This is a genomic window from Sphaerisporangium sp. NPDC049457 (assembly GCF_055586705.1).
On the sequence record NZ_JBVJHR010000002.1, the window covers coordinates 349026 to 364601 of the forward strand.

15 protein-coding genes and 1 pseudogene are annotated in these 15576 nt (G+C 73.3%); 7 read left to right on the top strand and 9 right to left on the bottom strand.

What is annotated here, in order from left to right; genetic code table 11:
• The first annotated feature begins 125 nt into the window (after window positions 1-125).
• The 3 genes from ACZ6QO_RS04900 (at window position 126) to ACZ6QO_RS04910 (ending at window position 1739) form a co-directional block, all read left to right on the top strand.
• On the top strand, window positions 126-482 hold the full coding sequence (locus tag ACZ6QO_RS04900) for an ArsR/SmtB family transcription factor (RefSeq protein ID WP_465847732.1): 357 nt from the start codon (window positions 126-128) through the stop codon (window positions 480-482).
• A complete protein-coding gene (locus ACZ6QO_RS04905; RefSeq protein ID WP_465847734.1) occupies window positions 479-940 on the top strand; it encodes an SRPBCC family protein in 462 nt (153 codons plus the stop codon). Before ACZ6QO_RS04900 ends, ACZ6QO_RS04905 begins: the two co-directional genes overlap by 4 nt.
• A 205-nt stretch (window positions 941-1145) precedes the next feature.
• On the top strand, window positions 1146-1739 hold the full coding sequence (locus ACZ6QO_RS04910; RefSeq protein WP_465847736.1) for a TIGR03086 family metal-binding protein: 594 nt from the start codon (window positions 1146-1148) through the stop codon (window positions 1737-1739).
• 70 nt (window positions 1740-1809) lie between these two features.
• Here the strand turns inward: ACZ6QO_RS04910 and ACZ6QO_RS04915 are convergent, their stop codons facing one another.
• Complete coding sequence (locus tag ACZ6QO_RS04915; protein WP_465847738.1) at window positions 1810-2853, bottom strand: DUF2293 domain-containing protein; 1044 nt, start codon at window positions 2851-2853, stop codon at window positions 1810-1812.
• 195 nt (window positions 2854-3048) lie between these two features.
• Between ACZ6QO_RS04915 and manA the strand changes: the two genes are divergently transcribed.
• Together manA and ACZ6QO_RS04925 are read left to right on the top strand one after the other, a co-directional pair.
• Entirely contained in the window at window positions 3049-4146 is a 1098-nt protein-coding gene (gene manA, locus ACZ6QO_RS04920) for a mannose-6-phosphate isomerase, class I (RefSeq protein ID WP_465847740.1), read from the top strand.
• Between the two features lie 118 nt (window positions 4147-4264).
• Window positions 4265-4882, top strand: coding sequence for a hypothetical protein (locus tag ACZ6QO_RS04925; protein WP_465847742.1), 618 nt, complete (start codon window positions 4265-4267; stop codon window positions 4880-4882).
• A 47-nt stretch (window positions 4883-4929) separates the two neighbouring features.
• Here the strand turns inward: ACZ6QO_RS04925 and ACZ6QO_RS04930 are convergent, their stop codons facing one another.
• The 4 genes from ACZ6QO_RS04930 to ACZ6QO_RS04945 form a co-directional block, all read right to left on the bottom strand.
• Window positions 4930-5583 carry a DUF6879 family protein gene (locus tag ACZ6QO_RS04930; protein WP_465847744.1) on the bottom strand — a complete coding sequence of 218 codons (654 nt, stop codon included), beginning with the start codon at window positions 5581-5583 and terminating at the stop codon, window positions 4930-4932.
• 115 nt (window positions 5584-5698) lie between these two features.
• Window positions 5699-6889, bottom strand: coding sequence for a hypothetical protein (locus ACZ6QO_RS04935; RefSeq protein ID WP_465847745.1), 1191 nt, complete (start codon window positions 6887-6889; stop codon window positions 5699-5701).
• Window positions 6890-6958: 69 nt separating this feature from the next.
• Window positions 6959-7081, bottom strand: a complete 123-nt coding sequence (locus tag ACZ6QO_RS04940; RefSeq protein WP_465847747.1) for a hypothetical protein — start codon at window positions 7079-7081, stop codon at window positions 6959-6961.
• Window positions 7082-7258: 177 nt separating this feature from the next.
• Window positions 7259-8371 (bottom strand): HesA/MoeB/ThiF family protein, encoded by a 1113-nt coding sequence (locus ACZ6QO_RS04945; protein ID WP_465847749.1) that lies wholly within the window; start codon window positions 8369-8371, stop codon window positions 7259-7261.
• A gap of 157 nt (window positions 8372-8528) precedes the next feature.
• On the opposite strand from ACZ6QO_RS04945, the gene ACZ6QO_RS04950 reads away from it, so the two are divergent.
• Window positions 8529-9260: a sulfite exporter TauE/SafE family protein gene (locus ACZ6QO_RS04950; RefSeq protein WP_465847751.1), complete on the top strand. Its 732-nt coding sequence runs from the start codon at window positions 8529-8531 to the stop codon at window positions 9258-9260.
• A gap of 76 nt (window positions 9261-9336) precedes the next feature.
• Here the strand turns inward: ACZ6QO_RS04950 and ACZ6QO_RS04955 are convergent, their stop codons facing one another.
• The 3 genes from ACZ6QO_RS04955 to ACZ6QO_RS04965 all read right to left on the bottom strand — a co-directional run bounded on the left by ACZ6QO_RS04955 (window position 9337) and on the right by ACZ6QO_RS04965 (window position 12148).
• Entirely contained in the window at window positions 9337-10548 is a 1212-nt protein-coding gene (locus ACZ6QO_RS04955) for a VIT1/CCC1 transporter family protein (protein WP_465847752.1), read from the bottom strand.
• A 144-nt stretch (window positions 10549-10692) separates the two neighbouring features.
• Complete coding sequence (locus tag ACZ6QO_RS04960) at window positions 10693-11127, bottom strand: Fur family transcriptional regulator (protein WP_465847754.1); 435 nt, start codon at window positions 11125-11127, stop codon at window positions 10693-10695.
• Between the two features lie 112 nt (window positions 11128-11239).
• Window positions 11240-12148 carry a LysR family transcriptional regulator gene (locus tag ACZ6QO_RS04965; protein WP_465847756.1) on the bottom strand — a complete coding sequence of 303 codons (909 nt, stop codon included), beginning with the start codon at window positions 12146-12148 and terminating at the stop codon, window positions 11240-11242.
• Between the two features lie 105 nt (window positions 12149-12253).
• On the opposite strand from ACZ6QO_RS04965, the gene ACZ6QO_RS04970 reads away from it, so the two are divergent.
• Window positions 12254-13114 (top strand): aldo/keto reductase, encoded by an 861-nt coding sequence (locus ACZ6QO_RS04970; RefSeq protein ID WP_465847758.1) that lies wholly within the window; start codon window positions 12254-12256, stop codon window positions 13112-13114.
• 210 nt (window positions 13115-13324) lie between these two features.
• Here ACZ6QO_RS04970 and ACZ6QO_RS04975 read toward each other — a convergent pair.
• A pseudogene (locus tag ACZ6QO_RS04975) lies at window positions 13325-15576 on the bottom strand (hypothetical protein); the annotation flags it as partial.

Below are 15576 nucleotides of genomic sequence, written 5' to 3' on the forward strand. Positions count from 1 at the left end.
ACTGATTGTCATGCGGCGTGTCAGATAGTGCTCTCCGGCTGACCGGCGCTCCATCTGCCCGCCGCTGAGGGCGCGCGGACCTAGAGAGGTGACAGGTAGGAGATTTCCTACCTATAGTGGGACGCATGCAGACCACGGACGCCAGGACGGTGTCGGAGGACCAGATCTTCACCGCTCTGGCCAGCCCGGTGCGACGGGAGGTGCTGCGGCTGCTCAGGGAGGAGGGGCCGCAGCCGGTGCAGAGTCTGGCCGGACGCTTCCAGATGGCACGCCCGAGCTTCTCCGAGCACCTGCGGGTGTTGCGGGAGGCAGGACTGGTCGCCGAGCGCAAGGCCGGGCGGCAGCGGCTCTACCGGCTGGAAGCGGCGCCGCTGAACGAGGTGCAGCAGTGGCTGCACCCGTTCGAGCGGTTCTGGCGCGAGAGGCTCGCCGGGCTGCGCGACCTGCTCGACCACATGGACGACGAACGAGACGAGCGATGAGCGACGAGGATCTGACCGACGAGGACCTGACCGCCATTCACGTCGACCAGTTCCTGGCGCACCCGCCCGCGAAGGTGTGGCGGGCGCTGACCGAGCCGGAGTTGCTCGCCCAGTGGTTCATGCCCGGCGACTTCCGCCTGCGGGTCGGTCACCGGTACACCATGCGGGCGGTCCCCATGCCGGGCACGGGTTTCTCCGGCACGGTGCTGGCCGAGGTGCTCGCGTTCGAGACGGGCAGGATGCTCCGCATCGGCTGGCGGGACGCCGACCCGGAGAACGACGCCGACTGGACGATCACCTGGACGCTGGAACCGGAAGGCAAGGGCACCCGGCTGTTCCTCCTGCACGAGGGCTTCGACCCCGACAACCCGCTCCAGCGGCGGGCCCGGAGCATCATGGACGGCGGCTGGCGGTCAAGAGTCCTGCCCGGCCTGGAATCGGCCCTCGACCGCATATAGAGCGCGGGTCCGCGTTGGACGTGCGGGTCCGCGTTGAAGGTGTGGGTCCGCGTCCAACGCGTGAGTCCGCGTTCAACGGGCGAAATCCCGTCGAACGCGTGAAGTCCCGTCGAACGCGAACCGCGTGGAGAAGACGGCTGCCGCGTCTCGGGTCCGCGACCGTGTGTAACCCCCTTGAATGCGTTATTCACCGATTGGATGAACCATGTCTGACATCGCCGAGCGGTTCGATCGTCTCGCGGGCGGCTTCCTGGCGCGCGTCGAGGCGACGCCCGCTGACCGATGGGATCACACCAGCCCATGCGCGGGATGGACGGCCCGTGACGTCGTGGCGCACGTCGTCAACGGGCACCGCGGCATCATCGCCGTCGTGCGCGGCACCCCGCCGCAGCCCTCGCACGGGGTGGGGGTGTCCGGCATGGCCGACGCGCCGCCGGTCGAGCCGGGCGCCGACCTCGCCGCCGCGTACGCCGAGGTCCGGTCGGGAATGCGCGCCGTCCTCACCGATCCGGACCTGGCCGCCACGCCTCTGCCGTTCAGCCCGATCGGCCCCGTCACCGTGGAGCGGGCGGCCGACGTCGTGGGCGCCTTGGAACTGCTCGTCCACACCTGGGACCTGGCCCGCGCCGTCGGCGGGGACGAGACCCTGGACCGCGACGCCGTCATCAGGACGCACGAGCAGCTGCGCCCGCACTACGCGGGGCTGCAGATGACCGAAGCCTTCAGGCCGGAGGCCGCGCCGCCCGCGGGTGCCGACCCGCAGACCGCGTTCCTGTGCTTCACCGGACGCCGCCCCTGACCCGTGCCGCTCCTGACCTGTGCCGGCCCTGACTTACGCCGGGCCTGACTCGTGCCGGGCCTTCGGTGGTTCAGTGGCGCCAGGCGGTCAGGACCTTTTCGACGCTGGAGCGGATCTGCTCGCGGGCGGTCATGCGGGGCACGCCGGACATCAGCAGGTCGTCGTAGTCGGTGTCCAGGTGGCGCACGCTCGCGACCACGGCGAGGGTGATCGCGTTCTCGTCCAGCACGCGCGCGGCGGCGGTGCGCCCCACCCGGCCGCTGCAGCGCACCGCGGCGTGACCGGCGATGGCCTCGGCCCGCTCGGCCGGGCAGCCGGGGAACAGGCGACGGATCTCCGCCGCCATCTCGGCCTGGAACTCGGCGTCCTCGCCGGCCCGCCGCTCGCGGTCGCGCTCCCGGCGGCGCAGCCGCACCTCTTCGTCGGCGAGGCACTGCTCCTCGGCCCGCGCCAGCGCCTCCTCCTCCACCAGCACGCCGAGCCGCTCGTACCGCTTGCGCCGCCGGTTGAAGCGGACGACAACGGCCGACAGGCCGCTCGCCTTCTTGGCGCGGCGGCTCATGGCGGCGTTCCCGGCGGGCAGGAAACACAGGTGGTCCATGTCCGCGCAGGTCAAGCAGTACGGGCGTTCGTCCTCCATGATCAGGTAGGGGCCGGTGCCCCCGCATCCGGCGCAGGACCACTCCTCAAGCGGCGCGACGGCCACGAGGTCGGGGGCCTTGTTGTGCCGCTCCTCGATCTGCCGCCGCCGCGACTCGCTCAGCCGCGGCGAGAGCCAGTGGACGCGGAACAGGCGCTCGGCGGCCTCGTCGCCGTCCGAGGTGAAGCGCAGCGGCCGCCGGTCCCGGCTCGCCGCCGCGTACGCAGCCTCGCTCTCGACCAGATCGCGGCTGAGGGCCCATTCGCGCAGGTGGGAAAGGGCCTGCTCCATCTTGGCCCTGTCCACGGACGCCAGCCGTTCCAGACTGTCGACACGGCCCTGCCGCCACCTCTCGACATGGCGGCCGTGCAGCCAGCCGAGGCCGGTGAGGACGTCGATCGCGGTCACGTGTTCGCGGGTGGCGAGGGCGACCTCCGCCGCCTGGGCCACCCGGCCGCCGAGCTTGCTGCGCACCCGTCCAACACTGCCCTAAGCGGGCGCGTGCGCACGCCGGTTTCCCTGACATGGGGGCTCGGCCGACGTAGGACGGCGGCGGGACATTCATACGGCGGTCACCCCGATGTACGCGATGGGTGAAATGATGCGGGCGGGCGAACCGGACGGCGTTCCCCGAACCGGACGGCGTCCCCATCCGACCCAGGAGCGCACGTGCATCTACTGACCAACCCCGTCAAGGACTACGCCTGGGGCTCCCGCACGGACATCGCCGAGCTCACCGGCAGGCCCGCGCCCGCGTCCGGTCCCGAAGCGGAGATGTGGCTCGGCGCCCACCCGTCCGGTCCGTCGCGGCTCGCCGGAGACGACGGCCGCACCCTGGCCGAGTTCATCGGCGCCGACCCGGCCGGCCGGCTCGGCGCGGCCACGCTCGACGCGTTCGGCGAGCGCCTGCCGTACCTGATGAAGCTCATCGCGGTCGCCCAGCCGCTGTCGCTGCAGGTCCACCCGTCCGCGCGGCAGGCGGTCGACGGCCACGCGCGCGGCGTCTACGGCGATCCCTGGCCCAAGCCCGAACTGGTGTGCGCGCTCACGCCGTTCACCGCGCTGGCCGGGTTCCGTCCCTCCGAGCAGGCCGCGATGCTCGTCGACCGGCTCGGCGTCCCCGACCTGAAGGACGTCGTCTCCCTGCTGGAGGCCGGGGCGCCGCTGAAGGCGCTGGAGGCGCTGCTCGGCAGGCGGCAGGCGGCCGAGCACATGGTGTGGGCCGCCGCCGCGGTGCACCATCCCGACTACGACCTGGTGGTGCGCCTGGCCAGGCGCTACCCGGGCGACCCCGCGTGCCTGGCCCCGCTGCTGCTGCGCAGGCACGACCTCGCTCCCGGCCAGGGTCTCTTCCTCGGCGCCGGCGTGCTCCACTGCTACCTCAAGGGCTTCGGCGTGGAGATCATGGGGAGCTCCGACAACGTCATGCGGGCCGGCCTCACCCCCAAGCCGCTCAATGTCGGCGAGCTGCTGAACATCACCGACCCCGGCGCGGTCCCGCTCGCCCTCCAGGCCGACGCCGCCGGCGTGTTCGACACCCCGAGCCCGGAGTTCCGCCTGCGCCGCCTCCACGGGGAGGGGGCGCAGGTTCGTCTGGACGGCGGAGTGCCGCGCATCCTGCTCGCCACCGGGAGGACGGCCACGGTCGGCTCCGTCGAACTGCGTCAAGGCGAGTCGGTGTTCGTCCCGGCCGCTGAGCCGGCCTACGACGCCCGCACGACCGGCACGCTCTTCGTGGCCGAGCCCGGCATCGCTCCGCAGGGCTGATACTCGCCGTCGCGTACTCGCCGGTCGCGCCGGGAGGGCAGACTGGTGGGCATACCTCGGGGCCGGAAGGGCCGGCGTCCGGGGCACCGTCGATGTGGCCGCGAAGGCGAGGACGTCCGTGAGCGTCGATCTTGGAGTCTGGTACGCGGAGACGCCTCTCACCCCCGAGGAGGCGTCCCGCAGGTACCTGGCCTGGTGCGCCGCCGAGGCGTCCACCGCTTCGGGCGCGCCTCCCGCGCGAGCCGCCGGCCGCACCGCGACGATCTCGGACGGCGGGCCGACCTCGGACGGCGAGCCGGCCATGGATGGCGACGTGCGCCTGGACGGCGGCCTGCGCTTGAGCGGCGACCTGATCCTGAGCAGCGACCTGGTCGTGAGCGACGACCTGTTCCCGAGCGACGACCCGGTCCTCTTCCTGAGCGACGGCCCGGTCGCCGGTGACACGGCCCCGGAGCCCGGTGCCGCGGAGTCCGGTGCCGGGGGGCCGGTCGCCGAGGTGGCCGCCTTCTACGACGCGCTGACCGACGAGTTCCCCGACCTCACCGACGGCGACTACCAGGCCTCGCCATGGGCGACACCGCTGACGGTCGGGGACGAGTTCGTCGTGATGTCCATCGTCTTCCCCCGTGCCGCCGAGGTCTGCCGCACGGTCCTGCGCCTCGCCGCCGACCACGACCTCGTCTGCTTCGACCCCCGCCCCGACGAGCTGTTCTTCGGCCGCCCGCCGGCGAGCTGATGTGGCCGATATGCCGGTCTTCGGAGCGTTCCAGGATCCGGGCCGGCTCAGTTCGGGGGAGGGGAGTAGGGATCGGGGGGCGGCGTCGTGCGAGTTCGCGGGGTCGCCGGTGGCGGGGGGAGCGGCGCGATCTCCCGTGCGTGGTAGGCGGTGAGGTCCTCGCCCTGGTCGTAGAGGCGGACGAGCGCGTCGAGGCAGGGGCCGACCACCTCGGGGACGGCCACCCTGCGCGCCCCGGTGTGCAGGCCTGCCCGGTCATAGAGCACCTCGTAGCACAGCGAACGTGAGAAGATCACCAGTTCCGGCAGGGGTGCGCGGTGTTCGTACTCGCGCACGGCCTCGGCGGGCAGCACCCTGACGTGCTCGCCCGCCGCCGCCCGTACCACCAGGAAGTGCATCTCCCACTGGAGGTACGGCGTGACGGGGGTCTCCACGACGCGCAGCCGCCGGAACTCCGGCAGCGTGCCGTACATCGCCGCGAGCGGGGCGTAGCGATCTCCGATCAGTGCCAGCGCGCGGTCCCAGTCGCCGTCCATCATGGCGCACCAGCTGTCGACGTCGGGCTCGTGGAACTGCTGCGCCCGTTCGAGTTTCCACATGGTGTCACGGGCGGCGGTGAAGACGTTGTCGAACTCCTGCTGGTACTCGGCGACGGGCAGGACCGGTGCATCGGCGGTGCGAAGGCGGTGAAACGGGTCCAAGACTCCTCCGTTGGCGTGACTGTGCTGGGCGTGGCCGGGGTACGGCGTCGCGGGCCGGCCCCGGGTTCTGGAACGCGGGCGGACCCGCGGGCGCCGGGCCGCGGTGGGCCGCCGGTCACTTCCGGTGGGCCGTGGCCAGGCGCGAGGCGTTCAGGAACCGCCGGACGCGATCACCGTGCCGTCGCCACCATGCCCGCGCCCAGAGCGACTGGAACCCGAGGATGACGGCCAGGGTGACCGCCGCGTCGGCGGCGCCGGCCAGACCGTCCGGAGGCCACAGCGCGCCGAGGGTCCGCACCAGCAGCGCGAACGTCGCCGGCAGCGTGACCAGCGCCGCGATCGACACGCACACCACCGTGCCGGCCGCGGCCAGGGGCGCGTACCAGTGCAGGACGCGGCGCTCGGCGGGGGGCATGGCCGCGAGGGGGTTCGGCCGGCGGCGGGCCGAGACCAGGTAGTGCAGGTACGCTCCCGCGTCCCGGTACAGGTTCCGGCAGCCGGTGAGATCCTGCAGGACGAAGTACACGTCGTTGCGCATGAAGATGAGGAACTGGCTCGCCACCATGGTCAGCGTGGTGACCATGACGACCGGCAGGAGCGGATGCCCGCCGGTGGCGACCATCAGGATGACGCAGATGGCGCAGATGGCGCCGTCCACCGCCATGCCGGCCAGGTAGACCGTCATCCGCACCCGGCGTCCCGCCAGCCAGATGCCCGACACATCGGTCTGCGCGGCCAGGAACTGCAGGCGGGTGCCCAGCCGGATCCTCCCCGGCACCCCGGCCGCGCGGGCCGTCGCGAGATGCGCGAGCTCGTGCAGGAGGATGAGCGTCCAGCCCACGGCTATCTGGGTGAGGAGCACGACCGTGCTGTGGCGGCTCCAGAGCAGGTCCCGCCAGCCGGGCATGACGTCCGGATGCAGTGCCAGCGTGACGGCCCCGCACCCGATGACCCCCGCCATGGCGGTGTGCAGCCACGGGCTGAGGGTCCAGCGCACGTGCCGCGCGGTCAGGCGCGGCAGCGTGGGGGGAGGCGGCGCGGGTGAGCCGGTCGCGCGCCCGTCGACCGCCGCGACCAGGCCCGCCTCGGTGAGCCCGGCGACGAAGCCTTCGACGTCGAGCCGGGCGCCGGTCTCGTGGAGGAGACGGCGTTCGGCCTCCTCGACGGACCGTCCTTCCTGCAGCAGCTGGATCGCGCGCAGCCCCGTGTGCGGCACGGCGACGAAGTCCCCGGACTCGACGCGGCCGACGATCCACTCGTCCCCGTCGCGGCGGAATCCGACCTCGTGGAATCGGACCAAGGTCATGGTGGCTGCGTCCCTCCGGAGAACGAGGATCGGCAGGCGGGTCCGGTCCCGCCCGCCGATCACCGTCGATCAGTTGGAGTTGCCAGAGCTGTCAGCGGTGGTTTCGATCTTGTCGAGCCTGCGGATGCTGATCGTCGCCTTTGCTTCGCTCTCGTTCTCGGAGGGCTGGACCTCGCGTTCGTCGTGAGTCATACGGCACCTTCCGGTTAGGAGCGGCCTTTCGGCTTGCCTGACGGAAACACGCGGATTCTCCGCGCCGTTCTCGGCCCGGTCAAGCCCGGTCGCCCCCGGTCGAGCCCGGGTGGTGGAACCGGAGGTGGTGTGGCCGGGGACGTGGTGGCTCTCGGGCCGAGTCGGGGAGCGACGCGGTCAGCGGTCGCCGGACGGCGCGGGCTCGTCGCCGCAGACGGGGCAGCAGGCCCGGGAGGGGTGGCGGACGTCGATGAGGTGGTCGGGGGCGATCAGGTTGAGGCCGCCGACGCGTCCGGGAGGCAGGGCGGGGACGCCGGTGAGCTGGGTGATCACCGCATGGGCCACCAGATGCCCCGAGATGCCCGCCGAGGTGGCGATCACTCCAGGTCCGCCCAGGTCGGCCGGGGTGCCGGGACGCCGCCGCGCCTGCTCGCCCGCGCTGACGCACTCGTAGCACGGGTGGCCGGGCGCGTACACGCCGACCGTCACCAGCGGGCCGCTGTACCCGCCGCCCGCCCATGGGATGCCCGCAGCGGCGCACGCCCGGTTGGCCCAGACGCGCAGGACGTGGCCGCGCGGCTCGTCGGCGCACAGCGCCAGCATGTCGGCGCCGGCGATGATCTCGGCGAGCTCCGCACGGCTGCCGGCGCGCCTGCGCTCGCCGGTGATCGTCACGTCCGAGTTGACCTCGCGAAGCCGCCGTACGGCGACGTCGGCCTTGGGCAGGCCGATGTCGGCCTCGCGGTACAGGACCTGCCGGCTCAGGTTCGACAGTTCCACGACGTCAGGGTCCACGCAGTGCAACCGGCCGACGCCCGCGGCGGCCAGCGCCCAGGCGGCGTGGCTGCCGGTGCCGCCGAGGCCGAGCACCACCACCCTGGCGTTCCTCAGCCTGAGCTGCGCCTCCCAGCCGTGCTCGCGCGGGGTCAGGTCGACGCGCCGGAAGAAGGCGTGGTTCCTGCTGTAGCGGTCGGCCTCCCGCGCGCTGAGTTCCCGCGGTGGCGCCGCGTCGGCGTCTTCCACGTACCCCGAGCCGATGAGCTGGGCGACCACGGACGCGGCCTGGCCGGGGGACAGCGCGGGAAAGCCGGCGGCGAGCCGTGCGCCGATCTCGGAGACCTGACGGGTGCCGTCCATGAGCTCCAGCGCCGCCCAGACCCACCCGTGCGGGTCTTCGATCTCGGCCGCGATGCCGTAGATCTCCCCGCCGACGCGGACGGTGCCGTCGGCGTACCGGTGCGGACGGTGCTCGGCCTTCACCCGGGGACGTCGCAACGACACCACCTCCACCCAGAAAGGATCGGTCTTGTGGTGATCATGTCAAGGGGTGGCGGGCATCCGCTGTCCGAAAAATATGGACATGCCCGTATCCTGCCGTGGTGCTGGAGTTCGCGCTGAGAGCAGCGGTACTACGTGGCCGATCGGCGCCGTGCCCGGGGCGAGGCTGATGCCGCCCCTCGATCTCGCCCAATGGGCGGTGCTGCTGTTCGCCCTCCTGCTGGTCGGCTTCGCCAAGACCGGGATCTCCGGCGCCGGCACGGTGGCGATCGCGCTGTTCGCGCTGGTCCTGCCGACCAAGAGCTCCACAGGGACGCTGCTGCCTCTGCTGCTCGTCGGGGACGTGGTCGCCGTGGTCGCCTACCGGCGGCACGCCGACTGGCCGAGGCTGCTCAGGTTGTTCCCTTGGGTGGCCGTGGGGGTGGTCGCCGGCGCCGTCGTCGTGCGCTGGGTCGACGACGCGCAGATGCGGCGGATCATCGGGGCGATCCTGCTGGTGATCATCGCCATGCACTTCTGGAACCGCAGCAGGGGATCGAAGTTCGCCGACCACCGGACGGTGGCCGCCGCCGCGGGCGTGTTCGCCGGCTTCACCACCATGACCGCCAACGCGGCCGGCCCGATCATGGCGGTGTACTTCCTGGCGGCGGGTCTGCCGATGCTGGGCTTCCTCGGCACGACCGCGTGGTTCTTCCTGACCATCAACGCCTTCAAGGTGCCGTTCAGCGTGGCCCTCGGCCTGATCACCCCCGCCACGCTCGTCTTCGCCGCGGTCACCGCCCCCGTCGTCGTCGCCGGGGGCGTGGCCGGGCGCGTGCTCGTCAAGCACATCAACCGGACCTGGTTCGAACGGCTGACCCTGGCCCTCACCTTCGTGGCCGCCGTCCGCCTGATGTTCTGACCCGCGCGCGGCCGCGCGTGACGAGGTCGGACGCCTCAAATGCCTCAGCCTGAGGGCCTCAGGCGCTCCAGACGCCTCAGACGCCTCCGGCGCCGATGGCGTGGCCGATGAGGTAAACGACCACGGCCGCGCCTCCGCCGATGAGCAGTTGCCGGCCGCCCGTGCGCAGCGGCGACCTGCCGTTGAGCATGCCGAGCAGGGCGCCCACCGTGAACAGGGCGAGGGCGGCCAGCAGCACCGCGGTGACCAGCGCGGCCGTGCCGTCGCCGAACAGGTAGGGGATGACGACCACGACGGCCCCCAGGGCGAAGGCGACGAGGCTGGACAGCGCCGCCGACCACGGCGAGCCCAGCTCGTCCGGGTCCAGGCCCAGCTCCTCGCGGGCCATGGTCTCCAGCGCGGTGGCGTGGTCCTTCATGATCGTGCTGGCGACGTGCTCGGCCTCCTCGGCGTCCAGGCCCTTGGCCCGGTAGATCAGCGCGAGCTCCTCCGCCTCGGCCTCGGGGTCGTCGCGCAGTTCCTCGGCCTCCAGCGAGATCTCCCGCTCGTAGGCCTCCCGCTGGCTGCGCATCGAGATGTACTCGCCGACGGCCATCGAGAACGCGCCGGCCAGCAGCCCGGCGAGCCCGGCGAACAGGATGGTGTGCCCGGCGGCCCCCGACCCCGCGAAGCCCATGGCCAGCGAGGTGTTGGACACCAGGCCGTCGTTGACGCCGAACACGGCCGCGCGCAACGTGCCGGAGCGGTCGCTGCGGTGCCAGCTCTCGCGCCGGGCGACGGCCCTGCCGCCCAGGCCGCCCGGGCCGCCCACGGCGGGCAGATCGCCCTGGCCGGGGCCCGTCGCCCGCTGCCGCTGGCGCAGCCGGGTCAGCACCCGGGCGTGCGAGCGCTCGTCCACGGCCATGCCGGGGTGGGCCTCGGGGTCGCCGTCGTACAGGCCCGCGTCGGCGTGCTCGGCACGCTCCACGAACGGCAGCACCGCGTCGACCGAGTAGCGGCGCGCCACCCACGAGAGAAGGCGGGTGCGCATGCTCGGCCCGCGCGGGCCGGGCACCCGCTCGCCGAGGCCGGCGAGCTTGTCCGCCCAGTGCGCGGCGTGCCGTTCCTCGACGGCGGCGAGCTGGAGGAAGACCTCCCGCCGCTCTCCCTCGGCGCCCGCGGCGAGCCCGCGGTAGAGGGCCGCGCTCTGCCGCTCGGAGTCGAGCGCGCCGCGGTAGCGGGCCGCGGCGTGCCGGTCCCGGCGGGCGCCGTCGTGCTTCTTCTCGGTGTTGCCGGTATCGGCGCTCATGGTCCGCATCTCCTGCCCGGTCGCCGTGCGAAATATCGCCCGGCGCGTCTCATCGTTGGACGTGACGGCCGCGGGGGGCGTCCGTCTGCTTCGTCCGCTTCGTCCAGGGCCCCGCGGGCGTGTCCGGCATCGGCCGCGCGGCCGTCAAGCTGGTGCGCCGTGGCCGAGGCAGTCGTGGCACACCCCGCGGAAGATGACCTGCGCCTCCTCCACCTCCCCCAGGTCGCCGCCCGGAGTGAGGCAGGGCTTCGTGTCCACGACACAGGGGACGTCGCTGACCTGCCCGCACCGCCGGCAGACGAAGTGGTGGTGCCAGCCGTCGGCCACCTCGTACACCGCCGCGCCCGGCCCGACGTCCGCGCGCAGCACGACGCCCAGGTCGGCCAGCGTGACCAGCGCGTTGTAGACGCTGGTGCGGGGCATGGCGACGCCGCGCCCCGCCAGGTGCGCGTGCACCTCGTCGGCCGTGCGGTGCCCGCCCATCAGGCGCAGCGCGTCGGTCACGGCCAGTCGCGGCCGCGTCGCCCGCAGCCCCGCCGCCCGCAGCGACGCCACGGTGTCACCGGCGAACTCGCCCACCGTCTCCTCCGGCCAACGACTTGGTCTTATCTGGACATTGTGCAAATAAGTCTACATCCACCGATGACGCGCGGCCTGGGCGGGACGAGCCGTGAGCGGGGGCCGGGACGGTTCACCCCGCCGCGAGGGCGACGGCGGGGGAGCGGCGGCGGCTCTGGTAGGCGCCGATCTCGCGCAGCAGGGCCGCGGCGGCGGCGCTCGTCGGGTCGCCGGTGACGCTGACGATCTCCCAGGACGGCACGTCGCCGGAGAGCCCTATGAAGCGCACCCGGTCGGTCTTGACCGAGAACGACTGCGGCACGAGCGCCACGCCCAGCCCGAAGGTCACCAGATCGAGCAACGAGTGGACGTCGGTGACCTCGAGAGACACGCGCCGCTCGACGCCCGCGGCGGCGAGCACGCCGTCGGCCAGATCTCTGCTGACCCAGTCGGCGGGGAAGTCGACGAACCGCTCCGCGCCCAGCTCGGCGAGCTCGACCTCGGTCCGCGAGGCCAGCGCATGACCGGGCGGGCAGGCCAGGACGAGCGGCTCGTCGGAGAACGGCGCGGCCACCACGTCGTCCGGGCACCTAGCCGGACGGGCGACGAACGCCAGGTCCAGCCTGCCCACCCGGACCTGTTCGACGAGCTCGCCCGACCCGCCGTGCCGCAGACTGATCTCCAGGCCGGGGTGTGCGTCGGCGAACCGGGCCAGCACGGCCGGCAGGTGCACGGCGTGCAGGCACTGCAGCGAGCCGATGGCCAGGCTGCCCCTGAGCAGGCCCTGGACCGCCGCGACGGCGTCCTTGGCGGCGTCGGTGGCCGACAGCGCCCGCCGCGCCTCCACCAGCAGCGCCCGTCCCGCCGGCGTCAGCTCGACCTGCCGGGTGCTGCGCAGGAACAGCGGAGCGCCCAGCTCGCGCTCCAGCGCCCTGATCGAGGCCGACAGCCCCGACTGCGCCACGCGCAGCCGCTTGGCGGCCCGGGTGAAATGGCAGTCCTCGGCGACGGCGACGAAGTACTCGAGCTGCCGGAGTTCCAAGATTCATCACCATCGCTGCTGAATCGGATCAGTTTCTTCTGTTGGACAGCTTAATCGCGGGCAGAGGAGACTGCCGAAGTAATGACATCTCCGAGGAGGAACCTCATGCAGACTCGCCGCATCGGCGACGTCCAGGTCGGCGCGATCGGTCTGGGCGGCATGCCCATGTCCATCGAGGGACGCCCCGACGAGCAGCGTTCCATCGCGACCATCCACGCCGCGCTCGACGCGGGCGTCACCTTGATCGACACCGCGGACGCCTACCACCTCCTGGCGACCGACGTGGGGCACAACGAGTCGTTGATCGCCCGCGCTCTCGCGAGCTACGGCGGCGACACCTCCGACGTGCTGGTGGCCACTAAGGGCGGTCACCTGCGTCCCGGCGACGGCTCCTGGACGCTGAACGGCTCGCCCGACTACCTCAAGACCGCCTGCGACGCGTCGCTCAAGAGGCTCGGCGTGGAGGCCATCGGCCTCTACCAGTTCCACCGTCCGGACCCGCGCGTGCCGTACGCCGACTCGGTCGGCGCCGTCCGCGACCTGCTCGACGCCGGCAAGATCCGGATGGCCGGCATCTCCAACGCCGACCCCGAGCAGATCCGCCAGGCCGCCGAGATCCTCGGCGGGCGGCTGGTGAGCGTGCAGAACCAGTTCTCGCCCGCCTTCCGCTCCAGCGAGCCCGAACTCGACCTGTGCGCCGAGATGGACATCGCCTTCCTGCCGTGGAGCCCGCTCGGCGGCATCGCCCAGGCCGGCGACCTCGGCTCGCGGTTCGCCGTGTTCGCGGAGGTGGCGCGCGAGCACGAGGTCAGCCCGCAGCAGGTCTGCCTGGCCTGGATGCTCGCCAAGGCCCCCGTCGTGATCCCGATCCCCGGCTCCTCGCGGCCGGAGACGATCCGCGACTCGGTCGGCGCGGCCGATCTGAAGCTGTCGCCCGAGGAGCTTTCCCGCCTCGACGCGGCCTGACCACGCCGGCACCCCGGGCACGCGCGCAGGTACCGGCGCGTGCCCGGGGCGCCCTCGGAGCGTCCCCGGGGCGTCACCGGTAGGTGAGGCGGGCGACCTCCGAGGCCGGTCGGCGGGGTGTCGTGCCGGCGGACGTCACGTGCGCCGTGATCAGGTGATCCGCGGTCGGTGAGCGGTGGTGTCATGGCGGATCGCCGGGGGCGCCGGGGGTCAGTTGGTGCGGGTGTTGGGCAGGTGGGCGCCGAGGTAGCCGACGTACACCTTGCCCGTGGCGCCGCCCGAGTCGTCGTGGAAGTGCATGCGCGGCGCCGGATACCCGACGCCCCGCAGCTTGATGTGCGCCTCCATGAGGATCTCCCCGCGCGGGTCGACCTCGGTCGGCACGGGGAACGTGCGCGGGTCGCGGAACTTGTCGCGGCTGGTGACGCTCTTGGACTCGCGCATGACCAGCATCCCGGCCGGGACCGTGTAGCGTCCCGGCTCGCCGACGGCGCACCAGTCGTAGAACCCGCCCGCGAACTCCCCGCTGGAGCGCGCGCGGGCGAAGTCGTTCAGAGCGTGCAGCGCGTCCCACGCCTTGCCGGCCCAGCTGCGGCGCAGCCCCGGATAGACGACGTCCAGGCGCGCGGCGGGGGAGTCGGTGTCGCCGATCACCACGTGGGTGAGCCTGGACCTGGCCTCGATCAGCGCCTCGGCCAGGCTGTCCGGCCGGAACACCTCCTCGGGGACGGCGACGCCGTACATGGGGTGGCCCAGCTCGGCCAGCGCGCCCTCCAGCCATCGGACCCGCTCGGCCAGCGTGCGCGCCGCGTCCACGGCGTCGGCGTACTCCTCCTGCAGCAGCGCGTAGGCCACCCGCGGGTCCTCCGCGTCCTCCGGGTCGTCCGGCGGCGCCGGTTCGTCGACGACCAGGTCGCGCAGGCCGTCCACGCGCACGCTGAGCGTGCGCAGCTCGCGCAGGAGCTGCTGCCCGGTGTCCAGGCCGGCCGCCAGCCCGAGCGCGGTCTCCAGCTCCTCGCGGACCTCCTTGACCACCAGCTCGGCCACCTCGTGCGCGAGCCCTGGCGGGGCCTCCCCGCCCGCGTGCCGGTCCGCCGCCGGTGCCTCGCCCTCGCGCGGACCCGTCGGCGTCCCCTCTGGCACCTCCAGGATCTCCGTGACCTCAGTGACCTCCGCGACCGTCGCCGCCCCGGGGCGCGTCGCCGATTCGGATCCGCCCGCCGGTCGCGCCGGCGCCGTGGAAGCCGGGCCGGGGAGCGTCCCGGCGGACGGGGCCCGGCCGGACGCGCTGAGGGGCGCGGCCGCCGGCCGGGCGGCCGGGATGACGGCGTCCCCCGGGACGGGCGTGGCGCCGGGCCCGGACGCGGGCGCGACGGCGCCCCCGGCGCCTCTGGTGCCCCCGGTGACGGGGGTGACGGGGGTGACGGGCGGCCTGGGCGCCGGTACGGCGGCGTCCCCGCCGGCCCTGCCGTCCCCGCCGGCCCTGCCGTTCCCGATGGGGCCGGCCGCCGGTGTGACGGCCGCGCCCGCCGGCCCGGGGCGTACGGTGAGCGCCGTCATCTTGCGCCGCAGTTCCTCGCGCGCCGCGTCGGACGGCCCGGGACGCGGACCCATCGCGCCGGCCAGCTCCGCGGACGGCGAGCGCCCCGCCAGCACCCGGTGGACGACCGGCAGGGCGCGTTGCACCTCGTCGGGCAGGTCCGCGCCGGCGGACCGCCCGATCATCCCGTCGGCGATCTTGGCGAGTGCTCCTTCACCCTCTTCGCGTAGTTTCGCCGGGCGCATCGGCGGATGGCGGTAGGCGTGCCGCTCGGCCGCCGGGTCGAAAGGTGCGGCATAGGTGCGGATCGCGCCGCCGTACACGCCGAGCTCCTTCCCGACGGCCTGGTTGAACAGGTCCTCGGTGTGCTTGTCGGCCAGCCGCACCACCACACCTGCCCCGGCGACCGCGGCCGCCAGCCACTCGGCGCGCGCGGCGCTCTCGGCGTCCGGGGTCACGACGGCGAAGGGAACGCGCCGCCGCGGCTCGGTCAGCACCCGGACGAAGTGCGACACTTCCTGCTCCGCCAGGACGACCGACGCGTCCGGCAGGTGGACCGCGCCGTCGGTGATCCGCTGGGTGCGCAAGTAGGCCGGAAGGAACCCGGGCGCCTGCGACGTTCCGCCGTGCGCGCCGCCGAGCCGTTCCACCGTCACCACGACCCAGCCCGCGACCCGGTCGGTCCCGTCGAGGAACACCGCCTTGGTGCGCAGCACGCCGCCGTCGCGCGGCTCATCCAGGACGTACCGCCCGCACCGGTCGCGGTGCTCCATGATCAGCCGGCGCCCGGCCGACTCGTACTCGGCGCTCTGCCGTCCGGCGTCGGCGGCCGGGAGGCCCTTCTCCTCTCCCCACTGGGAGAACGCGCGATGCAGCCGCGCCCGTATGGGCTTGGAGCCGTCTCGCAATACAGCCTGGTACA

Coding starts and splice junctions, on each gene's coding strand:
- ACZ6QO_RS04900 (WP_465847732.1), top strand. CDS start 126: ATGCAGACCACGGACGCCAGGACGGTGTCGGAGGACCAGATCTTCACC.
- ACZ6QO_RS04905 (WP_465847734.1), top strand. CDS start 479: ATGAGCGACGAGGATCTGACCGACGAGGACCTGACCGCCATTCACGTC.
- ACZ6QO_RS04910 (WP_465847736.1), top strand. CDS start 1,146: ATGTCTGACATCGCCGAGCGGTTCGATCGTCTCGCGGGCGGCTTCCTG.
- ACZ6QO_RS04935 (WP_465847745.1), bottom strand. CDS start 6,889: ATGACCTTGGTCCGATTCCACGAGGTCGGATTCCGCCGCGACGGGGAC.
- ACZ6QO_RS04940 (WP_465847747.1), bottom strand. CDS start 7,081: ATGACTCACGACGAACGCGAGGTCCAGCCCTCCGAGAACGAGAGCGAA.
- ACZ6QO_RS04950 (WP_465847751.1), top strand. CDS start 8,529: ATGCCGCCCCTCGATCTCGCCCAATGGGCGGTGCTGCTGTTCGCCCTC.
- ACZ6QO_RS04955 (WP_465847752.1), bottom strand. CDS start 10,548: ATGAGCGCCGATACCGGCAACACCGAGAAGAAGCACGACGGCGCCCGC.
- ACZ6QO_RS04970 (WP_465847758.1), top strand. CDS start 12,254: ATGCAGACTCGCCGCATCGGCGACGTCCAGGTCGGCGCGATCGGTCTG.